This is a genomic window from Pseudomonas sp. RIT409 (assembly GCF_003052515.2).
Lineage (GTDB): Bacteria > Pseudomonadota > Gammaproteobacteria > Pseudomonadales > Pseudomonadaceae > Aquipseudomonas.
The window spans coordinates 43,874-68,862 of the sequence record NZ_QARE02000006.1 but is presented as its reverse complement, the minus strand read 5'-3'; the positions used below and the strand labels follow the sequence as shown (position 1 = coordinate 68,862).

General features: G+C 60.3%; 17 protein-coding genes. 4 read left to right on the top strand and 13 right to left on the bottom strand.

What is annotated here, in order from left to right; all coding sequences use genetic code 11:
• Positions 1 to 80 precede the first annotated feature (80 nt).
• The 8 genes from DBP26_RS09765 to DBP26_RS09725 all read right to left on the bottom strand — a co-directional run bounded on the left by DBP26_RS09765 (position 81) and on the right by DBP26_RS09725 (position 10,358).
• Positions 81 to 1,406, bottom strand: a complete 1,326-nt coding sequence (locus DBP26_RS09765) for a metallopeptidase TldD-related protein (protein WP_108237376.1) — start codon at positions 1,404 to 1,406, stop codon at positions 81 to 83.
• Positions 1,406 to 2,848 carry a TldD/PmbA family protein gene (locus tag DBP26_RS09760; RefSeq protein ID WP_108237375.1) on the bottom strand — a complete coding sequence of 481 codons (1,443 nt, stop codon included), beginning with the start codon at positions 2,846 to 2,848 and terminating at the stop codon, positions 1,406 to 1,408. Before DBP26_RS09760 ends, DBP26_RS09765 begins: the two co-directional genes overlap by 1 nt.
• A 194-nt stretch (positions 2,849 to 3,042) precedes the next feature.
• On the bottom strand, positions 3,043 to 4,734 hold the full coding sequence (gene betA / locus DBP26_RS09755; protein ID WP_256601580.1) for a choline dehydrogenase: 1,692 nt from the start codon (positions 4,732 to 4,734) through the stop codon (positions 3,043 to 3,045).
• Between the two features lie 150 nt (positions 4,735 to 4,884).
• On the bottom strand, positions 4,885 to 6,357 hold the full coding sequence (gene betB, locus DBP26_RS09750; protein ID WP_108237374.1) for a betaine-aldehyde dehydrogenase: 1,473 nt from the start codon (positions 6,355 to 6,357) through the stop codon (positions 4,885 to 4,887).
• 76 nt (positions 6,358 to 6,433) lie between these two features.
• Positions 6,434 to 7,027 carry a transcriptional regulator BetI gene (gene betI, locus DBP26_RS09745; protein ID WP_108237373.1) on the bottom strand — a complete coding sequence of 198 codons (594 nt, stop codon included), beginning with the start codon at positions 7,025 to 7,027 and terminating at the stop codon, positions 6,434 to 6,436.
• Between the two features lie 292 nt (positions 7,028 to 7,319).
• Positions 7,320 to 8,501, bottom strand: coding sequence for a choline ABC transporter ATP-binding protein (gene choV / locus DBP26_RS09735; RefSeq protein ID WP_108237372.1), 1,182 nt, complete (start codon positions 8,499 to 8,501; stop codon positions 7,320 to 7,322).
• Positions 8,498 to 9,346 (bottom strand): choline ABC transporter permease subunit, encoded by an 849-nt coding sequence (gene choW / locus DBP26_RS09730; RefSeq protein ID WP_177411040.1) that lies wholly within the window; start codon positions 9,344 to 9,346, stop codon positions 8,498 to 8,500. Before choW ends, choV begins: the two co-directional genes overlap by 4 nt.
• 64 nt (positions 9,347 to 9,410) lie before the next feature.
• Positions 9,411 to 10,358 (bottom strand): choline ABC transporter substrate-binding protein, encoded by a 948-nt coding sequence (locus DBP26_RS09725; protein ID WP_108237370.1) that lies wholly within the window; start codon positions 10,356 to 10,358, stop codon positions 9,411 to 9,413.
• 466 nt (positions 10,359 to 10,824) lie between these two features.
• Here DBP26_RS09725 and DBP26_RS09720 point away from each other — a divergent pair, with 466 nt between their 5' ends.
• Both DBP26_RS09720 and DBP26_RS09715 read left to right on the top strand, forming a co-directional pair.
• Entirely contained in the window at positions 10,825 to 12,201 is a 1,377-nt protein-coding gene (locus tag DBP26_RS09720) for an L-serine ammonia-lyase (RefSeq protein ID WP_108237369.1), read from the top strand.
• Between the two features lie 577 nt (positions 12,202 to 12,778).
• Positions 12,779 to 13,882, top strand: a complete 1,104-nt coding sequence (locus tag DBP26_RS09715; RefSeq protein WP_108237368.1) for a GlxA family transcriptional regulator — start codon at positions 12,779 to 12,781, stop codon at positions 13,880 to 13,882.
• A 118-nt stretch (positions 13,883 to 14,000) separates the two neighbouring features.
• On the opposite strand, the gene DBP26_RS09710 is transcribed toward DBP26_RS09715, so the two are convergent.
• On the bottom strand, positions 14,001 to 14,264 hold the full coding sequence (locus tag DBP26_RS09710) for a hypothetical protein (protein WP_108237367.1): 264 nt from the start codon (positions 14,262 to 14,264) through the stop codon (positions 14,001 to 14,003).
• Positions 14,265 to 14,945: 681 nt separating this feature from the next.
• On the opposite strand from DBP26_RS09710, the gene DBP26_RS09705 reads away from it, so the two are divergent.
• Together DBP26_RS09705 and rlmJ are read left to right on the top strand one after the other, a co-directional pair.
• Positions 14,946 to 15,146 carry a hypothetical protein gene (locus tag DBP26_RS09705; protein WP_146749670.1) on the top strand — a complete coding sequence of 67 codons (201 nt, stop codon included), beginning with the start codon at positions 14,946 to 14,948 and terminating at the stop codon, positions 15,144 to 15,146.
• Between the two features lie 92 nt (positions 15,147 to 15,238).
• Entirely contained in the window at positions 15,239 to 16,081 is an 843-nt protein-coding gene (gene rlmJ / locus DBP26_RS09700) for a 23S rRNA (adenine(2030)-N(6))-methyltransferase RlmJ (protein ID WP_108237365.1), read from the top strand.
• Between the two features lie 188 nt (positions 16,082 to 16,269).
• On the opposite strand, the gene msrA is transcribed toward rlmJ, so the two are convergent.
• The 4 genes from msrA to aceE form a co-directional block, all read right to left on the bottom strand.
• Positions 16,270 to 16,929 carry a peptide-methionine (S)-S-oxide reductase MsrA gene (gene msrA / locus DBP26_RS09695; protein ID WP_108237364.1) on the bottom strand — a complete coding sequence of 220 codons (660 nt, stop codon included), beginning with the start codon at positions 16,927 to 16,929 and terminating at the stop codon, positions 16,270 to 16,272.
• A 103-nt stretch (positions 16,930 to 17,032) separates the two neighbouring features.
• Positions 17,033 to 19,726: an EAL domain-containing protein gene (locus tag DBP26_RS09690; protein ID WP_108237363.1), complete on the bottom strand. Its 2,694-nt coding sequence runs from the start codon at positions 19,724 to 19,726 to the stop codon at positions 17,033 to 17,035.
• Between the two features lie 448 nt (positions 19,727 to 20,174).
• The gene (gene aceF, locus DBP26_RS09685; protein ID WP_108237362.1) at positions 20,175 to 21,836 is read right to left on the bottom strand and encodes a dihydrolipoyllysine-residue acetyltransferase; all 1,662 of its coding nucleotides are present in this window, start codon (positions 21,834 to 21,836) and stop codon (positions 20,175 to 20,177) included.
• Positions 21,837 to 21,978: 142 nt separating this feature from the next.
• Positions 21,979 to 24,627 (bottom strand): pyruvate dehydrogenase (acetyl-transferring), homodimeric type, encoded by a 2,649-nt coding sequence (gene aceE, locus DBP26_RS09680; RefSeq protein ID WP_108237361.1) that lies wholly within the window; start codon positions 24,625 to 24,627, stop codon positions 21,979 to 21,981.
• Positions 24,628 to 24,989: the final 362 nt, after the last annotated feature.

Sequence of the window (24,989 nt, the reverse complement as noted above, 5' to 3'; positions counted from 1 at the left end):
AGCGTCGTGTGAGACGCCATTGCTGCTCAATGTGTCAACGCCATCGCCATCGCGGGCAAGCGCGCCTACTGGCCGTGGATTCACAACGTCAGTGTCAACTTGCTCACCAGCGCTCCCGGCAGCAGGCTGGAATCCGTCTGACGCTGACTGTAGGTACTCGTCGAGAGGCTGAGTTCCCTTTCTTGCGTCAATTGTTCCAGCGCGTCGCCCAAGAGGCTGAAGATGCTGTCGTCGAAGCGCATGGTGTCGACCGGCCCTTTGATCTTGCCGTCCTCGACCCAGAACGTCGCGAAGCGCGTCATGCCGGTGATTCTCCCGGCGGTGCGGTCCGAAAAGTTCAGGTACCACAGGTTGCTGATGTACAGCCCAGTGCCGAGTGCCTTCAACACATCGTCCTGTAGAAGCGATCCGCCCGACAGGCTCAACGCACCAGGTGATTCTCCGCCTCCGGCACCGTTGGCGGTCAGGCCATATTCGGCCGCGCTGCGCGAGTCGACGAGGCGATCCCTGGCAGCGCCCTCGACCACCAGAGCCAAGTCCGAGCGGGGATAGCCTTCGCCGGAAAATGCCGGGGACAGAGAGCCTGTGACCTGTTCGTTCAGGCTCACCAGCGGACTCAGCGTCGCCTGACCGTCATACAGCCGTTGCAGCGGGCTGCGCTTGTCGGCCAGCGACTGCGCCGAGAAACCGCCCCAGCACAGCATGCCCATGATCTCCTCCAGCGCTGCCGGTGCGAGGTAGGCGCGATATTGACCGGGCGCCAGCGCATGCGAGGGTTGCCCAAGAAACGCCAGTTGATCGCGGGCCAGCGCAAAGCGCTTGGCGAAGGCTTCGTCGCTCCATTCATCGCCGGCGTAATTGGCTTTGACCGCTTGGCCGTTCGCGTGAAACAGGCTCCAGTCGAAATTGAAGCTGTTGGCCTGGTGCCAGCCGAATGCGCCGTTGTCGCTGGCAAAGCCGCGATAGATCGGTCCGGCTGCATAGATGCCCACCAGATCAAGGCCTTCGCCCAGTTGCGCAATCCGCTCGACGACCTGCTCACTGGCAGGTAGCGGCCGTTCTTGAACGTGGGTGCTCTGCCAGACCTGATCATTGAGCAGCAAGTAGGGGTCTGGTGGAAGCAATGGCAAGGTCCCACGCAGCTGTTGCAGCGCGTCGCTCAAACGCTCGCGGTCCACCGCTTCGTCGCCCGACAGCGTCAGGCTGAGGTCGGCGTGGCGGCCGTTTTCGATCAGTTTGAATGCCAGGCTGGCCTGTTGCACGTGGCCGGCCTGGCGCACCTTGGCGTGGTTGAAGCGGATGAAGTCCGACGCTTCGGCGTTGTAGGCGAGGGTAAAGCCTTCCTGTGGCGTGATCGCGCTGTGCAGCCAATCGACCAGTGCTTTGAATCGAGCTTGATGGGCCATCAGGCGTCACCTCCGAAAACGTCGACGTTGGCAAATACGCACGCGGGCGAAGCATGGCCGACGCGCACCACCTGATTGGGCTCCCCCTTGCCGCAATTCGGCGTACCGAGCACCTTGAAGGTGCTGGCGTCCCCTACCGCGTTCAGGCTGCGCCAGAACTGCGCGGAGACTGCCCGGTAATTCGGATTTTTCACCACGCCCTTGAGCTCGCCGTTTTCGATCAACTGGCCCCACTCGCAACCGAACTGGAATTTGTTGCGCGCATCGTCGATCGACCACGAACGATTGGTGCTCATCAGAATGCCGCGCTCGATGCCACCAATCAGTTGTGCCATCGTCTTGTCGCCAGGCTCGATGTTGAGATTCGCCATGCGGTCGATCGGCGCTCGGTTCCAACTGCACGCTCGGCTGTTGGCGACCCCTTCCATACCGCTGCGGTACTGCGAAAGGGCGCCACCCAGCGGACGCTCGAGAATGCCGTCCTTGATCAGAAACGCCTTGCTTGCCTGGGTGCCGTCGTCGTCGAACCCATAGCTGGCCAGTTGGTGAGGGATGTTCGGATCGAAGGTGACGTTGAGCAGCGGCGAGCCGTATTGCAGGTGCCCGAAATCATGGGTTTTGACGAAGCTGGTGCCCGCGTAGTTACGCTCGTCCCCCAGAATGCGGTCCAACTCCAACGGATGCCCGATGGACTCGTGAATCTGCAGGATCATCTGATCGGGGGTGAGCAACAGATCGCGCGGGCCGGTGGGCGTGTTCGGCGCCATGAGCAGTTGCAGGGCCTGATCGGCGACAAGAGGAGCCGCGCCGATGATTCCGCAAGAAGCGATGACCTCGGCACCGCCCTGCTGGCCGAAGTTTTCGCGACCCAGGCTGCGGGTTTGACTGTCGCGGCCGTCGTAAGCCGTCACACTCAGCCCAGGGAACACATACCGTTGAGCCTGGCGGATTTCCGCACCCGCGCTGTTGAGGTAAATCTGCTCGACGTTTTCCAGGCCGAGGGTGACGTGCCAGTTCACCAGTCGGGCATCTTCAGGTACCGCGGCGGACTCGTGGCCGAGCAGGGCATAGCAATCGCTCAACGAGGGAAACGCCTTGTCCAGGTTCGGCGACAGGTAATCGGCTCGGCCGGTGGCGACGGCGTGGTCGCGCAAGTCCAGCAGCGCATGCGGCGCCAGCAGTCTGGCTTGACGTTCCGCTCGCTCCAGAGCTGTTTGCAACCCGCGCGGGGAGAGGTCGTTGGTCGCGGCATAGGCTTCGACGCCGTCGATGCGCACGGTCAGCATTGCACCTTCGTCTGTGCTCAGGTGCGGGGGTTCGGGAACATTCTTGCGGACGGACAGGTGCTGGCTGGTCTGCTTGACGTAGCGCAGTGAAAAGAATTGAGCACGGCTCTGCAAGGCGGCGAACCGCTGCTTGAGTTGAGCGGAGAAGTCGAACATGCAGGGAAGCTCCTCGGCGATTCGGGCGGGCAACGGACCGAATCATAGCGCGGAAGGGCTCTGTGGCGGGGGAGGAACGCCATATATCGACTGCGCCAACCCTGTAGGAGCGCCATTGCCCGCGACTGCGCACTGCCAGACGCTGCGGTGTCAACTGACCCGACGCTGTCGCGGGCAAGCGCGCTCCTACGGGATCAAGCGGTGTGGATCTCCCGCATCGGCTTGCCCCGTACCGGCGCATCGCCGGCCACGTAGTAGGTGGCGGTGCTGCGCGGCAGAGGCTGACGACCGCGAATGTTGTCGGCGATCTTCTCGGCCATCATGATAGTCGGCGCGTTGAGGTTGCCGGTCGTGATGATCGGCATGATCGAGGCATCGACCACTCGCAGACCCTGCATACCGTGAACGCGACCCTGGCTATCGACCACGGCCATGTCGTCGGTGCCCATCTTGCAGGAGCAGGAAGGGTGAAACGCTGTCTCGGCGTGCTCGCGCACGAAGGCGTCCAACTGCTCGTCCGTCTGCACCTCGATGCCCGGGCTGATTTCGCGGCCCCGGTATTTGTCCAGCGCGGGCTGAGCCATGATTTCGCGGGTCAAGCGAATGCCGTCACGAAACTCCTGCCAGTCCTGTTCGGTGGCCATGTAGTTAAACAGAATGCTCGGATGTTGCCGGGGGTCCTTCGACTTCAGTTGCACCCGGCCACGGCTTGGCGAACGCATCGACCCCACATGAGCCTGGAAGCCGTGTTCTTTGACGCCATTGCTGCCGTTGTAGTTAATCGCCACCGGCAGGAAGTGGTATTGAATGTTCGGCCACTCGAACTCCTCTCGGCTGCGGATGAAGCCGCCGGCCTCGAACTGGTTGCTGGCGCCAATGCCTTTGCCGAGGAACATCCACTTCGCCCCGATTGCTGGCTGGTTCCACCACAGCAGTGACGGGTAGAGCGAGACGGGTTCCTTGCAAGCGTATTGCAGGTACATCTCCAGGTGGTCCTGAAGGTTTTCGCCCACGCCCGGCAAGTCGTGCACCACAGGAATGTCGAGTTTCTTCAGTAATTCGGCAGGGCCCACACCCGAGCGTTGCAACAGTTGCGGCGAGGCAATCGCACCGCTGCTGACGATCACTTCCTTACGTGCACGCGCTTCGATGCGGGTGTCGCTGTTGCCCACCAGATAGGTCACGCCCACGGCGCGCTTGCCGTCGAACAGGATGCGATCGGCCAGGGCATGGGTGACAATTGTCAGCGTATTACGCTGCTTGGCGACATCCAGGTAACCGCGCGCGGTGCTGGCGCGACGCCCATTGGGGGTCACCGTGCGATCCATCGGGCCGAAACCTTCCTGTTGATAGCCGTTGAGGTCGTCGGTACGCGGATAGCCGGCTTGAACCCCGGCCTCGACCATCGCGTGGAACAGCGGGTTGTTCCCCGCCTTGGGCGTCGTCACGCTGACCGGACCGTCGCCCCCGTGATAGTCGTTGGGGCCGATGTCGCGGGTCTCGGCCTTGCGGAAATACGGCAGACAGTCCAGGTAGGTCCAGTTTTCCAGGCCAGGCAGCTTCGCCCAACCGTCGTAGTCCATGGCATTGCCGCGGATGTAGCACATGCCGTTGATCAAGGACGATCCACCCAACCCCTTGCCGCGGCCACATTCCATCCGACGGTTGTTCATGTGCGGTTCCGGGTCGGTTTCGTAGGCCCAGTTGTACCGGCGGCCTTGGAGCGGGAAGGCGAGGGCCGCGGGCATCTGGGTCCGGAAGTCCGCGCGATAGTCAGGCCCGCCGGCTTCCAGCAGAAGCACCGTGACGCCGGGGTCTTCGGTCAGACGCGCGGCCAGTGTGTTACCGGCGGAACCGGCGCCTACGATGATGTAATCGTATTCCAAGATATTCCTCCTTCGGGGAGCTGCAAGCGCAAGCTTCAAGCTGCAAGAAAAAGCAGCGAGGCGGCGCCTGCCAGATTGATAGAGGGAGCGGCCAACTCGATCTGCTTGTGATCTTTCTTGAAGCTTGCCGCTTGAAGCTGATCGGCGGCCTTAGAACACCGAGCTGTATTCGCCCAATTCAACCTGGACAGACTTCAATCGCGTGTACTGCGCCAACGAACTGATCCCGTTCTCGCGGCCCACGCCCGATTGCTTGTAGCCACCGACCGGCATCTTGGCGTCGGACTCGCCCCAGGCGTTGATCCAGCAGATCCCTGCCTCCAATTGATGGATCACGCGATGGGCGCGATTCAGATCGCGGGTGACGATCCCGGCAGCCAGGCCGAATTCGGTGTCGTTGGCGCGGCGGATCACTTCTTCCTCGGTCTCATAGCTGAGGATGCTCATCACCGGGCCGAAGATTTCCTCCTGGACGATGACCATGTCATCCGTGCAGTCGGTGAACACGGTCGGTGCCACGAAGGCACCTTTGGCGAAGTCGCCCTCGGTGAGGCGTTCGCCGCCGATCAACAGGCGCGCCCCCTGTTCCTTGCCCTTGGCGATGTAGCCCAACACGCTTTCCATGTGAGCGAAGCTGACCAGGGGGCCGAAATTGGTGTTGTCATCCTGCGGGTTGCCTGCGCGAATGCGCTTCACGCGTTCGACGATCTTCGCCTCGAATGCGGTTTTCAACGCGCTCGGCACGAATACCCGGGTGCCGTTGGTGCAGACCTGACCCGAACTGTAGAAGTTGGCCATCATCGCGATGTCAGCGGCCCGGTCCAGATCGGCGTCGTCGCAGATGATCAGCGGCGACTTGCCGCCCAGCTCCATGGTCACCTCTTTGAGTGACGAACTGGACGCACTGGCCATGACTTTTTTGCCAGTGTCGGTACCGCCGGTGAACGAGACTTTCTCGATGCGAGGGTGCTCGGTCAGCCAGGTGCCGACCTCGCGACCGCTGCCGGTCAGCACGTTGAACACGCCATCGGGCACGCCCGCCTCGGTGTAGATTTCTGCCAGTTTGAGGGTCGTCAGCGAGGTGACTTCACTGGGCTTGAAGATCATCGCATTCCCGGCTGCCAGCGCGGGGGCGGACTTCCACAGCGCGATCTGGATCGGGTAGTTCCAGGCGCCGATGCCGACGGTCACACCCAGCGGTTCGCGGCGGGTATAGACGAAGGACGACGACCGCAGCGGGATCTGTTCGCCTTCGATGGCTGGGACCAGGCCGGCGTAGTACTCCAGCACGTCCGCACCGGTGACGATGTCGACGTATTTGGTTTCGGAAATCGCCTTGCCCGTGTCGAGGGTTTCCAGCTCTGCCAACTCGTCGTTGCGCTCGCGCAGAATATCGACGGCCCGACGCAGAATGCGCGAGCGCTCCATGGCGGTCATCGCAGCCCAGATTTTCTGGCCCTTTTCGGCGCTGGTTACCGCGCGTTCGACATCGGCCTGAGAGGCCCGCTGGACGAGGGCGAGCACTTCGCCGTTAGCCGGGTTGATGGCTTCGAACGTCGCGTCGCTGCTGGCGTCGACGTAACCACCGTCAATGTAGAGTTTTTGCAATTCGAAACGGGCCATAGTGTCCTCTCGTTTATCGGTGATTGGCGTTGACCGTTGCAGGGCGCACCGTGCCGGTCAGTGTTCGGCGGCGGTCTCAGCCCACCGCTTTCGCCAGTTGCAAATCCATGTATTCGAAGGCGATCTGCTGAGCCTGCTCGGTATCGAAGGCGTCTCCCGAAAGCGCACCGCGCAGCCACAGGCCGTCGATCAACGCTGCCAGCCCTCGGGCGGCGGTACGGGCGTCGTCCAGCGTCAAGACGCGGCGGAACTGGCAACACAGGTTCGAATACAGGCGGTGATCGTTGATGCGCTGCAGACGGTGCAGCGAAGGCGAATGCATGCTGGTGGCCCAGAAGGCCAGCCAGGTTTTCATCGCTGGGCCATTCACCTGGCTGGCATCGAAATTGCCCTCGATGATCACTTTCAGGTGCGCTCGCGGGCTGTCGTCTGTCAGCGCCTGACGGCGCTCGGCAACGTTGACGATCAGCGCGTTCATCAGGTGGCGCATGGTGGCTGCGATCAGACCGTTTTTGTCCTGAAAGTAATGACTGATGATGCCGTTGGAGACCCCGGCCAGTTTGGCAATCACCGAAATGCTAGCCTCGCCCATCCCGACCTGATCCACCGCCGTCAGGGTGGCTTGGATCAGTTGTTGCCGCCGAATGGGTTGCATACCGACCTTGGGCATCTCGCGTCTCCTTGGCTCGCCGGGTGATCGTGAATGACTGAAAACGGGCTCCAGTCTATTGCTTTTTGATTGAACGTTCAAACAACAAAAAACGATGGGCGTGCGGAAAAACCGCGAATATCCCCGTTCTAGAGCCTTGGATCGACACTCTGTAGGAGCGCGCTTGCCCGCGATCGATGATCGTTCCCATGCTCCGCGTGGGAATGCCGTGTTTGACGCTCCGCGTCACCCCATGGGGCGCAGAGCGTCCCGGAATGCGTTCCCACGCGGAGCGTGGGAACGATCACCTGACTTATCCGTGGTTCTTGCCCAGCAGTGCGTGGTAAAGCTCGCTGTCGCCGAGGATGCCGACCAACTGGTTATTCTCTTGCAGCACCAGCTTGTTGCCAGTGTGATAACGAATTTGCAGGGCATCGCGCATGCCGATGTTGGAGTGCACGACGGTGGGCTTGCGGCCAAGGTTTTCAACCGATTGACCTGGCTCCCAGCTCTGCAGGTCCACCGCCGTGCCATGCTGACGCAGGCCTTTGATGGTGTTGCCTTCGGCGAGGTCGATCCAGGAATCGTCGCCCGGGTCCAGGCATACCTGGGAGCCGTTGATGCGGGTGCAGTCATTGATCGAGCGCATCAGGCTGCGGCCGCACAGTACGTTCAGCGGGTTGGTGTGGGCAACGAAGGTGCGCACATATTCGTCCGCCGGGTTGAGCACGATTTCTTCCGGCACGCTGTACTGAATGATCTTGCCGTCTTTCATGATCGCGATTCGAGTACCGAGCTTGAGGGCTTCGTCCAGGTCGTGACTCACGAACACGATGGTCTTGTGCAGTTTTTTCTGCAGAACCAGCAGTTCATCCTGCAAGCCCTGGCGGATCAGCGGATCGAGTGCCGAGAAGGGTTCGTCCATCAGCAGAATGTCGGCATCCATCGCCAGCGCGCGCGCCAGGCCCACGCGTTGCTGCATACCGCCCGACAGTTCGTCTGGCTTCTTGTTACGCCATTGGGTCAGGCCCACCAGTTCGAGTTTTTCGTCCACCAACTGACGGCGTTCTTTCTCGGGGCGCCCCTGCATTTCCAGACCGAAACTGATGTTCTCGCGAACCGTCAGCCAGGGCATCAACGCGAACTTTTGAAACACCATCGCGATGCGTTTGGTACGCATCATTTTCAATTCGGCCGCCGAACAGTTGGCGATGTTGATCTGCTTGCCTTCGTGCTCGACGAACAGCGACCCGCGGCTGACCGTGTTCAGCCCGTTGATGCAGCGCAGCAGGCTGGATTTGCCCGAGCCGGACAACCCCATCAGCACGCAGATTTCGCCTTTGTTGATTTCCAGGCTGGCTTTTTCGACACCGACGATCTGGCCGGTTTTCTTCAGGATTTCTGGCCGCGCAAGGCCCTGATCCAGCAGCTTGAGAGCCTCGCGCGGGTCTTTGGAGAAGACGACGTCTACCTGGTCGAATTTGATGATGCTCATGCGTCGGCCCTCACTTTAGCGTCGGGTTGTTTGCAGATACGGTCGAGCATGATCGCCAGCAATACGATCGCCAGGCCTGCTTCGAAGCCCAGGGCGATATCAGCAGTGTTCAGTGCGTTGACCACGGGTTTGCCCAGGCCGTCGGCACCCACCAGTGCGGCGATCACCACCATCGACAACGACAGCATGATGCACTGGGTGATACCGGCCGCGATGCTTGGCATGGCGTGGGGCAGTTCGATACGGGACAGTAATTGACGGCGGGAGCAGCCGAAGGCCTTACCAGCGTCGAGGAGTTCCTGCGGGACATCGCAGATGCCCAGATACGTCAGACGGATAGGCGCGGCAATCGCGAACACGACCGTCGAAATCAGACCCGGCACGACGCCCAGTCCGAAAAGAGTCAGGGTTGGAATCAGGTAAACGAACGTCGGGACCGTCTGCATGAGGTCGAGGATCGGTCGCATGGCGGTGTAGAACCAGGGTTTGTGCGCGGCGACGATCCCCAGTGGGACGCCGATCACGACGCACACGAGGGTCGCGAACAGCACTTGCGCCAGGGTTTCCATCGTTTCCTGCCAGTAACCCAGGTTAAGGATCAGCAGAAAAGAGGCCACGACGAAGGCGGTCAGCCCCCACTTGCGTTGGATGTAGTGAGCAAGCAGAGCAATCAGGCCGATCAGAACGAATGGGTTGAACCAGGTCAGACCGGCGGTCAGTCCATGGATCATGGATTCGAGACTCGAGGCGATGGCGTCGAAGGTGCTGGCGCCGTGCTGCGTCAGCCATTCGACAAAACCGGCAATGTACTCGCCCAGGGGGATTTTATGATCAGTCAGCATGATATCGATTGTCCGCGTGCGGGATGAAAAGAGGACAACAGGCGGGCGAACCCGCCTGCCTGTCGAGTTACTTCGTCAGCTCGGCTTTAGCGGCGTCCAGGCCAGGCTTACCGTCCACTGTGGTGACACCCGCCAGCCAGGTGTCGAGAATTTGCGGGTTCTTCTTCAGCCATGCCTTGGCGGCGGCTTCAGGCTTCATTTTGTCGTCGAGGATGTTGCCCATCAGGCCGCTCTCCATCGGCAGGGTGAACGAGAGGTTCTTCAGCAGTTGGCCGACGTTGGCGCATTCGCTGGTGTAGCCCTTGCGCACGTTGGTGTAAACGGTCGCCTGGCCAAAGTTCGGACCGAAATAGTCATCGCCACCGGTCAGGTATTGGATCTTGAAGCGCGTGTTCATCGGGTGCGGTTCCCAACCCAGGAACACGACATCCGTCCCACGTTTGGAGGCGCGATCCACTTGCGAAAGCATGCCCGCTTCGCTGGATTCGACGACTTTGAAACCGGCGTCTTTCAGGCCGAAGGCGTTCTTGTCGATCATGCTCTGAATCAATCGGTTGCCGTCGTTGCCTGGCTCGATGCCATAGATCTTGCCGTCCAGCTCCTTCTTGAATTTGACGATGTCCGCGAAGTCGTGCAGGCCTTTGTCATAAAGGGCTTGAGGTACGGCGAGGGTGTACTTGGCGTTTTCAAGGTTGGCGCGCACGGTTTCCACGGTTCCGGCGTCGCGGTAAGCCTTGATGTCGTTTTCCATGGTCGGCATCCAGTTGCCGAGGAACACGTCCATATTCTTGCCATCGGCCAGTGATTTATAGGTCACGGGCACGGAAATCATGGTGGTTTTGGTCTTGTAGCCCAGCGACTGCAGCACCACGCTGGTCACGGCGGTGGTGGCCGTGATGTCGGTCCAGCCCACATCGGAGAAATTGACGGTCTGGCAAGCGGCGGGCTCCGCGGCCTGCGCTACCAGTGGCAGACTCAGCGCAACGCCCAGCAACAGCTTATGTGAACCTTTCATGGTTGGACTCCTTAGGTGTTTTCTTCTCGGCATCAGGCGAAGCTGACGCGTTTTCTGGTGTCGGCGAGTCAAGTAGGAAAACAGCTCTATCACTGCGTATGGCGATTGAGTCGCTAACGATCATGTAACAGGGAAAAACAAACGCCTACAGGGTGCGTCGTAACCAGTACAGAGGGGGTCGTATCCAGTGTCGGTGACGTCGCTTACAGCTTTTTTCCCCACCCGCCGACCGGTTTTCGAGTGTCAAAGCGGCAAAAAGTGTCGAAATCGGTGGCGCTGCTTCGGGGGCGTGGGTACCTGCTTATCACGGCGTTCGTGGACAAGAGTGAGTCGGTGTGAGACGCCGCCCTTCTGGATAAAAGGCTGATGATGCGGCTATCTCGACGGGTCGCAGCTTGAAGCGTAGCAGCTCCGTCGCCGGCCGCCTGGCGTGCCGGAAGCCCTGTTATTCGGAGGTTTGCGGTAAATGGCTATCAGCGTGTTCGACCTGTTCAAGATCGGAATCGGCCCCTCGAGCTCCCACACCGTCGGGCCGATGCGAGCGGCGGCCTTGTTCGTTCAAAGCTTGCGTGAAAACGACCGTCTGGCGCAGGTCGATCGCATTGAAGTCCGTCTATACGGCTCGCTGTCCGCGACCGGTGTCGGCCACGGCAGTGACAATGCGGTGATCATGGGCTTGATGGGCGAATGGCCGGATGCAATCGATCCTTCCCAGATCGGTCGTCACATTGCCGAATTGCGCGAAACCGAGACCCTGAAACTCAATGGTGACCACCCGGTGCCGTTCATCTGGCAGCGCGACATGCTGTTGCTCGACGAAAACTTGCCGTACCACCCCAACGCCATGCGCCTCATCGCCTTCGACGCCAACGGCGAGCTGCATCGCGACACCTATTATTCGGTAGGTGGCGGTTTCGTGGTGGACGAGGCACAAGCCGCCAGTGGTGTACTCGACGCCGATAACACCGTTCTGCCTTATGAATTCTCCAGCGCCGAAGAATTGCTCAGGCTGTGCAAGCAGCACAACTTGCGTGTGTCGGAATTGATGATGGAAAACGAGAAGGTTTGGCGCAGCGAAGGCGAAATTCGCGCCGGCCTGATGCGGCTGTGGAAGGCAATGCAGGATTGCGTCGAGCACGGCCTGAAAGAGGAGGGCGTCCTGCCGGGCGGGTTGAATGTACGTCGCCGTGCCGCACGGTTGCATCGCAGCCTGCAGGAGCTGGGCAAGCCGAACGTGATTGGGTCGACTCTCAACGCCATGGAGTGGGTCAACCTGTTCGCGCTGGCGGTCAACGAAGAAAACGCAGCAGGGGGGCGCATGGTCACGGCACCGACCAATGGGGCGGCGGGCATTATCCCCGCGGTGCTGCATTATTTCGTCAAGTTCAGCGATGACGTGAGCGAAGCCAACGTGGTGGATTACTTCCTGGGGGCGGCGTCGATCGGCATTCTCTGCAAAAAGAATGCGTCGATCTCCGGTGCGGAAGTCGGTTGCCAGGGCGAGGTGGGCTCGGCCTGCGCAATGGCCGCAGCAGGGCTGGCGGATATTCTGGGAGCGACGCCTCCACAGCTGTGCAACGCGGCTGAAATTGGCCTGGAGCATAACCTGGGGCTGACCTGTGATCCGGTGGCCGGCCTGGTTCAAGTGCCCTGCATCGAGCGCAACGCGATTGCCGCCGTCAAAGCCATCAACGCAGCGCAGATGGCCTTGCGGGGCGATGGCGAGCATTTCATTTCCCTGGACCGAGTGATTCGCACCATGCGCGACACCGGTGCAGACATGCACGACAAATACAAGGAAACCTCCCGCGGCGGCCTGGCTGTCAGCGCAGTGGAGTGCTGAACACCTCGTTACGATCTGACGCAGAACCTGATCGTGCCCACGCTCTGCGTGGGCATGCCTCCTGTGACGCTCCGCGTCACCCGTCGATGGACGCGGAGCGTCCTGAGCGGCGTTACCACGCGGAGCGTGGGAACGATCAGCTGCCGTTGAAGCGGTCTGTCGACACTGCTCGCTTTTCGATCACGCGCCAGACCTGCCGCTGCCTTTTGGCGCGTAAAGTGTGGGGGCATAGCGCAATGCCATGCCGCACGACGTTAGCCGCTTCTGCCGCCGGTCGGCTGTGCATGAAGTGACACTCGCCCCGGAGTGACCTTTCGCTGATTCGCGCGAGTGCTACCGAATTGCTCATCCCGCCCGCCATTCCCGCGGCTTCCCAATCGATAGGTCGCTAACGGAACAGCCATGTCGCTCCCGAATAGACGCTTCGCGACGTCGCAAACGAGAGTTATTGAATGCTCATTCAACTTTAGGCATGGCATTTGCGTTGCAATACACAAAGCTCTCCAGCGATGAGGGCGAAACAACAAGAGCCTCGACTTGGGGCCATCAACCGCTTTTCGTGTGAGGAGATACCGTGATGACTTCGTTCAACTCCGGGGCTCAACCCCAGAACCGTGCGCCTCAATCCATCGGCTTCCTGCTGTTGGACAATTTCACACTGATCTCTCTCGCATCTGCGGTTGAGCCACTGCGTATGGCCAACCAACTTTCCGGCCGTGAGCTGTATCGCTGGACCACGTTGAGCGTCGACGGCAACCAGGTCTGGGCCAGCGACGGTCTGCAGATCACCCCTGACGCAGCCATGCACAAGGCGCCGGTGCTGGACACCGTGATCGTCTGCGGCGGCGTCGGGATTCAACGCACCGTCACCCGTGAACATGTGAGCTGGCTGCAGAGCCAGGCCCGTCAGTCTCGTCGTCTAGGCGCTGTCTGCACCGGCAGTTGGGCGTTGGCATGCGCTGGCTTGCTCGACGGCTTCGATTGCAGCGTGCACTGGGAATGTCTGGCGGCGATGCAGGAAGCCTTCCCGCGCGTGGCCATGAGCACGCGTCTGTTCACACTGGACCGTAACCGCTTCACCAGCTCCGGTGGCACGGCGCCGCTGGACATGATGCTGCACCTGATCAGCCGTGATCATGGTCGTGAGCTGTCCGCCGCGATTTCCGAAATGTTCGTTTATGAGCGCATTCGCAATGAGCAGGATCACCAGCGCGTGCCGCTCAAGCACATGCTGGGGACCAATCAGCCCAAGCTTCAGGAAATCGTCGCGTTGATGGAGGCCAACCTCGAAGAGCCGATCGACCTCGATGAACTGGCCGTCTATGTCTCGGTGTCGCGGCGTCAGTTGGAAAGGCTGTTCCAGAAGTACCTGCATTGCTCGCCGTCGCGCTACTACCTCAAGTTGCGCCTGATCCGGGCCCGGCAACTGCTCAAGCAGACGCCGATGTCGATCATCGAAGTGGCTTCGGTCTGTGGTTTTGTCTCAACGCCGCACTTCTCCAAGTGCTACCGCGAGTACTTCGGCATTCCGCCACGGGATGAGCGTGTCGGCTCCAATACCGCGCAGCAGGTGGCGATGATGCCGATTCCGCAAGCGATGGTGCTGGCTCCGCTTTCCGGTCCGCTCTCGGCCTTGAGCCAGGCGCGCAACGAATCGACGTTCGCGAGTGTGAGGTTGTAAGCACTCACACCGTAAGGCCGTAGGAGCGCGCTTGCCCGCGAACAGGGCGTGTCAGCCGCCGTATTGGGTGCAGACACACCGTCATCACGGGCAAGCGCGCATCTGCAAAGATGAACGCTCAGTGCGCCTTGCTCTTGTTGTACGACGCCAGCGCCGGCAACAACTGTTGATCGATCGCCTGGCGCACGGCAGGCAGGATGGTCGCGCTGCCGCTGAGCATCTTCTCGACCAGCTGCCGCAATGCGCGGGCGCGGTCTTCATTGAGGCCGCAGACGGCCTGAGCGCACGCTTGCTCGGCCGTGGCACCTGACGGCATTTCAAAACCGATGGCTCTGAGTTGGCCGAGAAGATCGTCCTGGTCGATCAGGTCTGCATGCATCATGAGGCTCGCTCCTTTTATTGAGGTTGCACCGATTCTGGGAGCGCGCTGCGCACTCGGCAATACCTGTCGCAGGCGATGTCTGGCATGCGCAACAGGGTGTCGGTTTTAGCTATGTAACCGGTTAGTTCAATCCACATAATGGCTTCACTCATCATTGTCCGAAGCTTGGGTTGGTCACCTTCTGGCCCGGACAAATGCCTCGACCCCGGTTTCGTAACGGCTTGACCGGGGCTTTTTTTGCCCGTTGAAAAGACGCCTACCATTTCGCCTAATCGCGATTCGCTTTAATCATTACTTCGGATCGTTCCAAGCCCTGCGCTCCCGTTCGCTATCTTGAAAAAAGGGTCATATCGAGGTGGCCGCTAAAGACCTCATGGAGAAGCGCAATGCATAGTGAACCGTCTCGGGCGCCTGGCAGTGCAATGCTGCCTGTCATGTCTCATGTTCACATGCCTTGGCTGGACGGCTGTTCAAGCGGAAGAACCTTCTCAAGCGCCACGAGGCGAAATTGAGCTCGGCGCTGAAAATCCGGGCGTTTGGGAGCTGGCCAACATCGGTAATGGCTATTTTTAGATCAGAATCCACTCCCCCGATGGCAAGAAGATGCGCTGTCTAACCACGTTCAAGGGGAGTGACGAGGTCAAGCTTCGTGATTGCGAGGGCAACTTGGCAGGGCCTGCCATGTTGAACAACTGGAACTTCAATCAATTGAAAGCCGGCGGGTACGAGGTCGTGAATCGCTGGGCAGATTTCTACGATCATCCGGCGTGTCTGGCCGCGCCTTCCGGGACCGTCATGCTGAAACCCTGCCCCTTCAGTGTGGGGCGTGTGCGGTCCCTCGAAGGTGTCTCCAAACGGTATGCAGAGCCCGACGCACGTTAAAGGTGAAGGCGTTTGGCGATCAAACGTGACAGAGGAAGCGTCTGCCAAAACAAGCCTGGTTTGCTAAACTCCGCAGCCTTCCAGGAGCCGCCATGAACTACCGTCACGCCTTTCACGCTGGCAACCACGCCGACGTCTTGAAACACATCGTCCTGACTCGTTTGATTGCGCTGATGTCGCGCAAGGAGCAACCGCTCGCGTACCTCGACACCCACGCCGGCATTGGGCTTTACGATCTGCAAGGCGATCAGGCCACCCGCACGGGCGAGTGGATCGAAGGTATTGGCCGTCTATGGGACGCTACCGATGTGCCCGCCGTGGCGGCCGGGTATCTGGATGTGATCCGTCACATGAACCGCAAGACCGGCGAGTTGCGTTATTACCCCGGTTCCCCTGAGCTGGCGCGCCGCGTGACACGCGAGCAGGACCGCGTGCTGCTCAACGAGAAGCATCCGGAAGACGGCGTACTGCTCAAGGACAACATGAAGTATGACAAGCGCGTGGCCGTGCATCTGGGCGAAGGCTGGCATGTTCCGCGTGCTTTGCTGCCGGTGCAGGAAAAACGCGCGGTGATGCTGATCGATCCGCCGTTCGAGCAGTTGGACGAGATGAAGCGCTGCTCGGTAGCGCTCAAGGAGACGATAGGGCGGATGCGTCAGACCGTGGCGGCGATCTGGTACCCGATCAAGGATCCGCGCGCGCTCAAGCGTTTCTATCAGGAGCTGGCCGAGACAGGCGCGCCCAAACTGCTGCGTGTCGAGCTGCTGGTGCACCCGCTGGAAACGCCGAACAGCCTCAACGGCTCGGGCCTGGCCATCGCCAACCCGCCGTGGGGGCTGGAAGAAGAACTGCGTGAATTGCTGCCATGGCTGGCAGAAAAGCTGGCGCAAACCAAGGGTGACTGGCGGTTGGATTGGCTGATTGCCGAGGCGTGAGGCCGTGGCGGTTTGGAGAGGGGGCTATTGCTGGCAAGCCGGGCTGCTAAGGGGCATGAGGGTGTCTGAAAGGTTTGAGTTCGCCCCGCTCGATCTGTAGAAGCGCGCTTGCCTGCAACAATGGAGTATCAGTCACCCACGCTGTCGGGGTACCGACGCTATCGCGGGCAAGCGCTTCTACGGGATGATCAGCGATTCAGGCTCGGTGGCATGCACACCCCGGTTCCGCCAATGCCGCAGTAACCCTGCGGGTTCTTCGCCAGGTACTGCTGATGATAAGCCTCAGCGAAATAAACCGTCGGCGCCTGATCGATTTCCGTGGTGATTTGACCCAGGCCGGCTTTGCTCAATTCGGCCTGATACACCTCGGCGCTTTTCTTCGCAGCGTCCAATTGGTCAGGTGTGGTGGCGTAGATCACCGAGCGGTACTGAGTACCGATGTCGTTGCCCTGACGCATGCCCTGAGTCGGGTTGTGCAGTTCCCAAAACATCGCCAGCAGCGCTTCGTAGCTGACCTTCGCAGGCTCGTAGACCACAAGCACCACTTCGCTATGCCCGGTCAGCCCCGAACAGACTTCTTCATAGGTCGGATTTGGTGTAAAGCCACCGGCGTAGCCCACGACCGTGCTGACGACGCCTTCGCGTTGCCAGAAACGACGTTCCGCACCCCAGAAGCAACCCAGACCGAAGATTGCGAACTCCACGTCCTCGAAGAACGGTCCCAGTAGTGGACGACCGTTGACGAAGTGCGTTTCAGGGAGCGCCATCGGCGTTTCGCGGCCCGGCAAGGCTTGCTGGGCGGTGGGCATATCACTTTTGTTCACAAGAATTTCCGAGCGCAAGGCCATGAGGTCGATCCTCTCTGGACAGATAACGGCTAAGTGAAGTCAGAGGATTCTGATTCCGATCAAGGCGGCCAGTTTGCCGCACAAGGGCAGAGCAGGGAAGGGTTCAGCCGCGGCTGACGCGAGGGTAGCGACGCAAGGCGTTGATGAGGTCTTCGCCGGGAATGGGCTTGTCGAACAGATACCCTTGGCCGACATCGCAGCGATGACGGCGCAGGAATGCCAGTTGTTCGGCCGTTTCGATGCCCTCGGCCACCACCGTCAGCTTGAGGTTGTGCGCCATGGCGATGACCGCCGAGGTGATTTCCATATCGTCTTGGTCATCCGGAATGTCGCGGATGAAACTGCGGTCGATCTTGATCACATCGATGGGGAATTTCTTCAGGTAACTGAAGGACGAATAGCCGGTTCCGAAGTCGTCCATGGCCAGGGTCAGGCCCAGCGTCTTCAACGATTCCAGTTGTAGCCGCGTATCTTCCGTCGCCTCCAGCAGCAGACCCTCGGTTAACTCGAGTTCGAGCAATGAGGGGTCGAGCTGTTCCTCTCGCAGAATGTTGGCCAGCGAGCTGACCAGTTCCGGGTCCGAGAACTGTTTGGGCGACACGTTGATTGCCACATGCAAGTTACCGTAACCGGCAGCGTTCAGTTGCTTGCTCATGCGGCAGGACTGGCGCGCGACCCATTTCCCGATGGGGATGATCAGGCCGGTTTCCTCGGCCACGCTGATGAACTGATCCGGACGAATCATGCCCTTTTCCGGGTGGTTCCAGCGCAGCAGCGCTTCCAAGCCCAATAGCCGGCCTGTGCGAAGGCAGAGCTTGGGTTGGTAAAAGACTTCGAGTTCGTTCTGGGTCAGCGCGCGCCGCAGGTTGTTTTCGACGAACAGCTTGTAGCTGGCCTCTGCGTTGAGCGCCTCGGTGAAGACCTGAACCTGATGCTTTCCGTTGGCTTTCGCCTTGTGCAGCGCGAGCCCGGCGTTCTTCATCAACGTCTGTGGATCGCGGCCATGCAACGGCGCGCAAGCCAGGCCGACGGAGCCTGTGACACTGATCAGCTGATTGTCGACGAACATGGGCTTGTCGAGGGTCGTCAGCACCTGTTGTGCGATGCGCTGACCTTCTTCCGGTGCCGTGTCGTCCAGCAGCACGGCGAACTCGTTACTGGCGAAGCGCGCCAGAATACCGCTCGGGCTCAGGCTGTTGCGCAGGCGGCGCGCCAGGCTGATCAGCAGCTTGTCGCCCGTCTGATGGCCGAGGCTGTCGTTGATGCGCTTGAAGTTGTCGATGTCGACCAGCAACAGGCTGATCGGCGTTTCGACGTCGCGGGCGAAATGCTCGTCGAGGGTGCGAATGAATGCTGGCCGGTTGCCCAGGTTGGTCAGGTTGTCGGTATACGCCAGGCGCTCGATCCGTTGCTGGGAGAGCTTGGCCTGGGTGATGTCTTCGTAGATGCCGATGTAATGGGTCAGTTCGCGGTTATCGCCGTAGACCTTGGAGATCGAGAGCTGGCCCCAATAGGGTTCCAGGTTCTTGCGCCGACTTTTGAATTCGCCCTGCCAACTGTTGCCACTGACCAGGCTGGAATTGGCATCGAGCAGCAGCGTGTCGAGGTTCTCCAGGGCCGGCAACTCGGATAGGCGCTGGCCCTGGACCTCCTCGGCGGTGTATTGGGTGATTGCCGTGAAACTTGGGTTGACGTACTCCACCACGCCCTCGCGGTTCACCAGCAGGAACGCGTTGGCGCTTTGCTCCACCGCTCGCTGGAACAGGTGCAGTGCATTGGTTGCGGCGCGCCGGTTGTGGTTGTTGATGGCCTGGGCGAATTGATCGGCCAATTCGCCCGCAAAGGCGATCTCGTCCGATTGCCACTCGCGGGTGACGCCGGTCTGTTCCAGGCACAGCACACCGACTACATGGCCATCGATACGAATACTGGCGTCGAGAATGGCGTTGATGTCACGCGGGCCCAGACTCTCGGCCAGTTCGCGGGTGCGTGGGTCATGTTGCACATCGTGAGCGTCGATGGCGCGGCTGTTGTGCAGGGCTTCCAAGTAACTGGGGTAGCGGCTGATATCGATGGGCGCACCCTTGCGGTACTCATCGGCTGCACGGCTGTACTCGGCAATGGGCTCCAGCACCTGGCCGTTGAGATTCCAGATGGCTGCGCGGTCGATGTCGTAGATTTCGCAGGCGTTTTTGGTGATCAGCTCGGCCGCTTCCTGCAGCGAATCACTGGATCGATAACGATGGCGGGTCAGCCGCAAAATCAGGTTCTGCTGAGCACGCACGCGCTCCAAGTGCTGCAACTGTTCGTGCTGCGCCCGCTGGTTGAGCTCCAGCGCGATCTGTAGGCGCGAATTCTGGACTTCCAGGTCGGGGGAGAAGGCGAGCTCGCTGGGGTCGAAAACGTCGCTGACCACCATCAGGTAACCCCGCAACAGTTCCCGATTGTGCTGTCGGTAGCCTTCACCGATCTCCATCAGGCCCAGCGGCCCACGGGTGGTGTGTAGGGTATAGCGGATGATGTAGTGCGAGTGCTTGCTGAGCTGCGTCTGCACCGAGTCGTGCAACTGATAGCGTGCCTCGGGCTCCATGAGGCTGGCGTACGGCGCCCCGATCAGGGCGCACAGCTCGATGGCGGGCATGTCGAATTGCTTTTCGCAGTTGGGGTCCAGGTAAAGCATGGCCCAACTGGCTTCATTCAGCCGCTCGAAACGCAACATGCCGAGCCGCGAGGGCACCGGCAATTGCGTCACGACCTCGGCTGCCGATCTTGCGGCAGCATCAGGTTGGCTTTTCATGAAGGAACTCGCTTTGAGAGTACGGTCGCGCGTGGGCAGAAACCCATCGTTAAATCGCGTGTCGCAAGGTTGCATCATGGCGCACGGGCTGACAAGTGAGCGCGATGGCTTAGTGCTATAAATCTGTCGGCAAATCGTGGATTAACTAAAGGTTGTTGGTCGGAATTGTCGTAAAGGGCGGGTAAGTGGTTGTTATTCGTGAGTGTCGGCGACCAGCAGACCGCAGGAGCGCGCTTGGTCTGAGCCGCATCCGGACGACGGCGGTGGCACATTCACCGCTGTGGGTGGCAGGCATGCCCAATCGTCCGGATGCGGCCCGGACCAAGCGCGCTCCTACCATCTGTCATATCTTCGGCAAAAAAAGCCCCGCTGATTGAGCGGGGTTGAGGTACGAGCGTGGCGCTCGAAAACAGCCAAGGCCCGCTCGTGGGAGCGAGCCCCGTGCGACTTACAGCAAGATCGTCCGGATGTCCGCCAGCAGATCGCTCAAACGCTTGGTGAAACGCGCAGCCGCAGCACCATTGATCACGCGGTGGTCGTAGGACAGCGACAGCGGCAGCATCAGACGAGGCTGGAAGGCTTTGCCGTCCCAAACGGGCTGCATGGTGGCCTTGGACACGCCCAGGATCGCGACTTCCGGCGCGTTGACGATCGGCGTGAAGCCTGTGCCGCCAATGTGGCCGAGGCTGGAGATGGTGAAGCAGGCACCTTGCATGTCGTTGGCCGACAGCTTTTTGGAGCGGGCTTTCTCGGCCAGCTCGGCCGCTTCCGCCGCCAGTTGCAACAGGCTCTTCTGGTCGACGTTCTTGATCACCGGCACCAGCAGACCGTCCGGGGTATCCACGGCGAAGCCGATGTGGAAGTACTTCTTGCGAATGACCGCTTTGCCACTAGGGGCCAGCGAGCTGTTGAAGTCCGGCATTTCCTTGAGCAGGTGCGCGATGGACTTGAGCAGCAATGGCAGCACGGTCAGCTTCACGCCCGCTTTTTCAGCGACGGCTTTCTGCGCGACGCGGAAAGCTTCCAGGTCGGTGATGTCGGCTTGGTCGAACTGCGTGACGTGGGGAATGTTCAGCCAGCTGCGGTGCAGGCCGGTCGCGCCCAGTTGCATCAGGCGAGTCATCGGCACTTCTTCGATTTCACCGAAACGGCTGAAATCGACTTCCGGAACCGGAGGGATGCCCATGCCGCCGGTCGCGCCAGCAGCAGCTGGAGAGTCTTTGGCCTTGGTCATGATGGATTTGACGTACGCCTGCACGTCTTCCTTCAGGACGCGGCCGTGTGGGCCGGTAGCCGTCACAGCGTTCAGCTCGACGCCGAACTCACGCGCCAGTTGGCGAACTGCCGGGCCTGCGTGGACTTTTGCACCGCTTGCAGCCGGAGCAGCGGCCGGAGCCGGTGCCGCTTCAGCTTTTGGCGCTGGAGCGGGAGCCGATGCGGCGGCAGGGGTTTCAGCCTTGGCCGGGGCTTGAGCCGGAGCAGCGGCTGGAGCCGGTGCGGCAGCCGGAGCAGCGCCTGCGACCTTCAGTTTCAGGATCAGGTCACCAGTGCCGACTTCGTCTTCGACCTTGACGCTGATGCTTTCGACCACGCCTGCCGCTGGAGAAGGAATCTCCATCGAGGCTTTGTCCGATTCCAGCGTGATCAGCGATTGATCCGCTTCGATGCTGTCGCCGGCCTTGACCAGCAACTCGATGATGCGAGCTTTGCCCGACGAGCCGATGTCCGGTACATGGATATCCTGAACCGACTCGCTTGCGGCAGCAGCAGGCGCGGCGGCAGGTGCAGGCGCGGCTTCAGCGGGTTGCTCGGCGGCGGGCGCCGGGGCAGCAGGGGCCTGGGCAGCAGGTTCAGCCGCCGGTGCGGCGGCCGCGTCGCCTTCCACTTCCAGTTCCAGCAGTTCGTCGCCTTCTTTCAGACGGTCGCCCAGCTTCACTTTCAGTGCTTTGACGACACCGGCTTTCGGCGCCGGAATTTCCATGCTGGCCTTGTCCGACTCCAGGGTCAGGAGGCTTTGGTCGGCCTCGATGCGATCACCGACCTTGACGAACAACTCAATGACTTCACCGTCACCGCTGCCGATGTCGGGTACACGAATTAACTCACTCACAATGTCTCTCCTCAGGAGAACCTGTTCACTCGACTGCGCTGTTGCGCCAGCAACGAAACAGCCGGGGATGCTCATTTACCGAAGTAAATTCCGCATCGGCGGCTGTTTCGCGCATGCGTTCAGCGCTCTTCTCGACCTACGCTCAGCAGTCCAGCGGGTTGCGCTTCTCAGGGTCGATGCCGAACTTGGTGATGGCTTCCGCCACGACTTTCGGTTCGATATCGCCGCGATCAGCCAAGGCTTCCAGAGCCGCCAGCACGATGAAGTGACGGTCGACTTCGAAGAAGTGACGCAGCTTCTTGCGGCTGTCGCTGCGGCCATAGCCGTCAGTGCCCAGAACCTTGTATTCGTTGGTCGGAACCCACTGACGGATCTGGTCAGCGAACAGTTTCATGTAGTCGGTCGAAGCGATGACCGGACCTTTACGGCCGTTCAGGCACTCTTCAACGTAGCTCAGTTGCGGCTTCTGACCGGGTTTCAGGCGATTGCTGCGCTCAACGGCCAGCCCGTTGCGGCGCAATTCGTTGAAGCTGGTGACGCTCCAGACGTCAGCCCCGATATTGAACTGCTCGCGCAGGATCTTCGCCGCTTCGCGCACTTCGTTGAGGATGGTGCCGGAACCCATCAGTTGAACGTGATGAGCCGCTTCGCGCTTGTCTTCTTCCAGCAGGTACATGCCCTTGATGATGCCTTGCTCTACCCCGGCCGGCATCGCTGGCTGATGGTAGTTCTCGTTCATCACGGTGATGTAGTAGTAGACGTTTTCCTGCAGGGTCATCATCCGATGCGTGCCTTCCTGCATGATCACCGCCAGCTCGTAGGCATAGGCAGGGTCGTAGCTGCGCACGTTCGGGATGGTGCTGGCCAGCAGGTGGCTGTGGCCGTCTTCGTGTTGCAGGCCTTCACCGTTGAGCGTGGTCCGGCCGGACGTGCCGCCCAGCAGGAAACCGCGCGTCTGGGCATCGCCCGCCGCCCAGGCCAGGTCGCCGATGCGCTGGAAGCCGAACATCGAATAGAAGATGTAGACCGGCAGCATCGGGGTGTTGTAGTTGCTGTAGGCAGTACCGGCAGCGATGAACGAGGAGAACGCGCCCGCCTCGTTGAGGCCTTCCTGCAGGATCTGGCCGTCCTTCTCTTCGCGGTAGTACATCACCTGGTCACGGTCGACTGGCTCGTAGAGTTGGCCGACTGGGGAGTAGATGCCCAACTGACGGAACATGCCTTCCATACCGAAGGTACGCGCTTCGTCGGCGAGGATCGGAACGATGCGCTTGCCCAGTTCCTTGTCTTTCACCAGCGAGGCGAGGATGCGACCGAACGCCATGGTGGTCGAAATTTCGCGGTCGCCGGAGCCGTCCAGGATGGATTTCAGCGTATCCAGGCCTGGGGTCGGGATGCTGATGTTGCCGCGGTTGCGCTGTGGCAGCGAGCCGCCCAGTTTCTCGCGGCACTTGCGCAGGTATTTCATTTCCGCGCTGTCTTCGGCCGGACGATAGAACGGCAGCGACTCGAGTTCCGAATCGTTCAGCGGGATGTCGAAGCGGTCACGGAATTTCTTCAGCGACTCGATATCGACTTTCTTGGTGTTGTGCGCGGTGTTCTTCGCTTCGCCCGCACCGGTGCCGTAGCCCTTGATGGTCTTGGCGAGGATGACGGTAGGCTGGCCTTTGTGGTTGACCGCCTGATGGTACGCCGCGTAGACCTTGTACGGGTCGTGGCCGCCACGGTTGAGTTTCCAGATCTCGTCGTCGGAGAGGTTCTCGACGCGCTTGAGCAGTTCCGGATCGTCGCCGAAGAAGTGCTTGCGCACGTAGGCGCCGTCTTTGGCCTTGTAGTTCTGGTACTCGCCGTCGATGGCTTTGTCCATGCGGCGCTGCATGAGGCCATCTTCGTCTTGGGCGAACAATGGGTCCCACATGCGACCCCAGATGACCTTGTTGACGTTCCAGTTGGCGCCACGGAACACGCCTTCGAGTTCCTGAATGATCTTGCCGTTGCCGCGAACCGGGCCGTCGAGGCGCTGCAGGTTGCAGTTGATGACGAAGATCAGGTTGTCGAGGTTTTCACGACCGGCCAGGGAGATGGCGCCCAAGGTTTCCGGCTCGTCACACTCGCCGTCACCGATGAAGCACCAGACTTTCTGCTTGCCAGCCGGGATGAAGCCACGGTTTTCCAGGTACTTCATGAAGCGTGCCTGGTAGATCGCGGTGATCGGGCCCAGACCCATGGAAACGGTCGGGAATTGCCAGAAGTCAGGCATCAGGTGTGGGTGCGGGTACGACGACAGGCCGCCACCATCGACTTCCTGACGGAATTTGAGCATCTGTTCTTCGCTCAAGCGGCCTTCGAGGAAGGCGCGAGCATAGATACCCGGTGAAGCGTGGCCTTGGTAATAGATCAGGTCGCCGCCGTGTTCCTCGGTCGGGGCCTGGAAGAAATAGTTGAAGCCGATGTCATAGAGCGTCGCACTGGAGGCGAAGGTGGAGATGTGGCCACCCAGATCGGGGTCCTGCATGTTCGCGCGCATGACCATCGCCAAGGCGTTCCAGCGAACGATCGAACGGATGCGGCGTTCCATGAACAGGTCGCCGGGCATGCGTGCTTCGCGGGTAACGGGGATCGTGTTGCGGTAAGGCGTGGTGATGGAATAGGGCAGTTGCGAACCGCTGCGAGTGGCGAGTTCACCCAGACGGGTCATCAGGTAGTGAGCGCGGTCTTCGCCTTCTTTGTCGAGAACCGATTCCAGGGCGTCCAGCCATTCCTGGGTTTCGACGGGATCGAGGTCTTGCATGGCTTGCTCCAGGGCGGAAAGGCTTCCAGAATCGGTTGCCTGAGTTTGTTGCGACTGGCCTTGTGGGCAGACGACGTAAAATTCTTGGATGACCGGAGAGGTGTCCGGCTCCGTGTAGTTTTACTACAAATCTTTGGCTGTTTCAGCTTTTTGACTTGTATATACAGTAGTAAAACTACAGTTGGGCGATGTTTTCGCCCAAGTTTTGCGATGAATCAAATGAAAAATGTTGGTAGAAACCATAAAAAGATCAGCGGGCGTCTGATGCTGGCAATCAAAAACAGGCAAATACCAGCAATTTTTAACCTTTGTTCGACAGTCCGACCGGATGTTGCGGTACACCGCTGGTTCCGGGCCGGCCT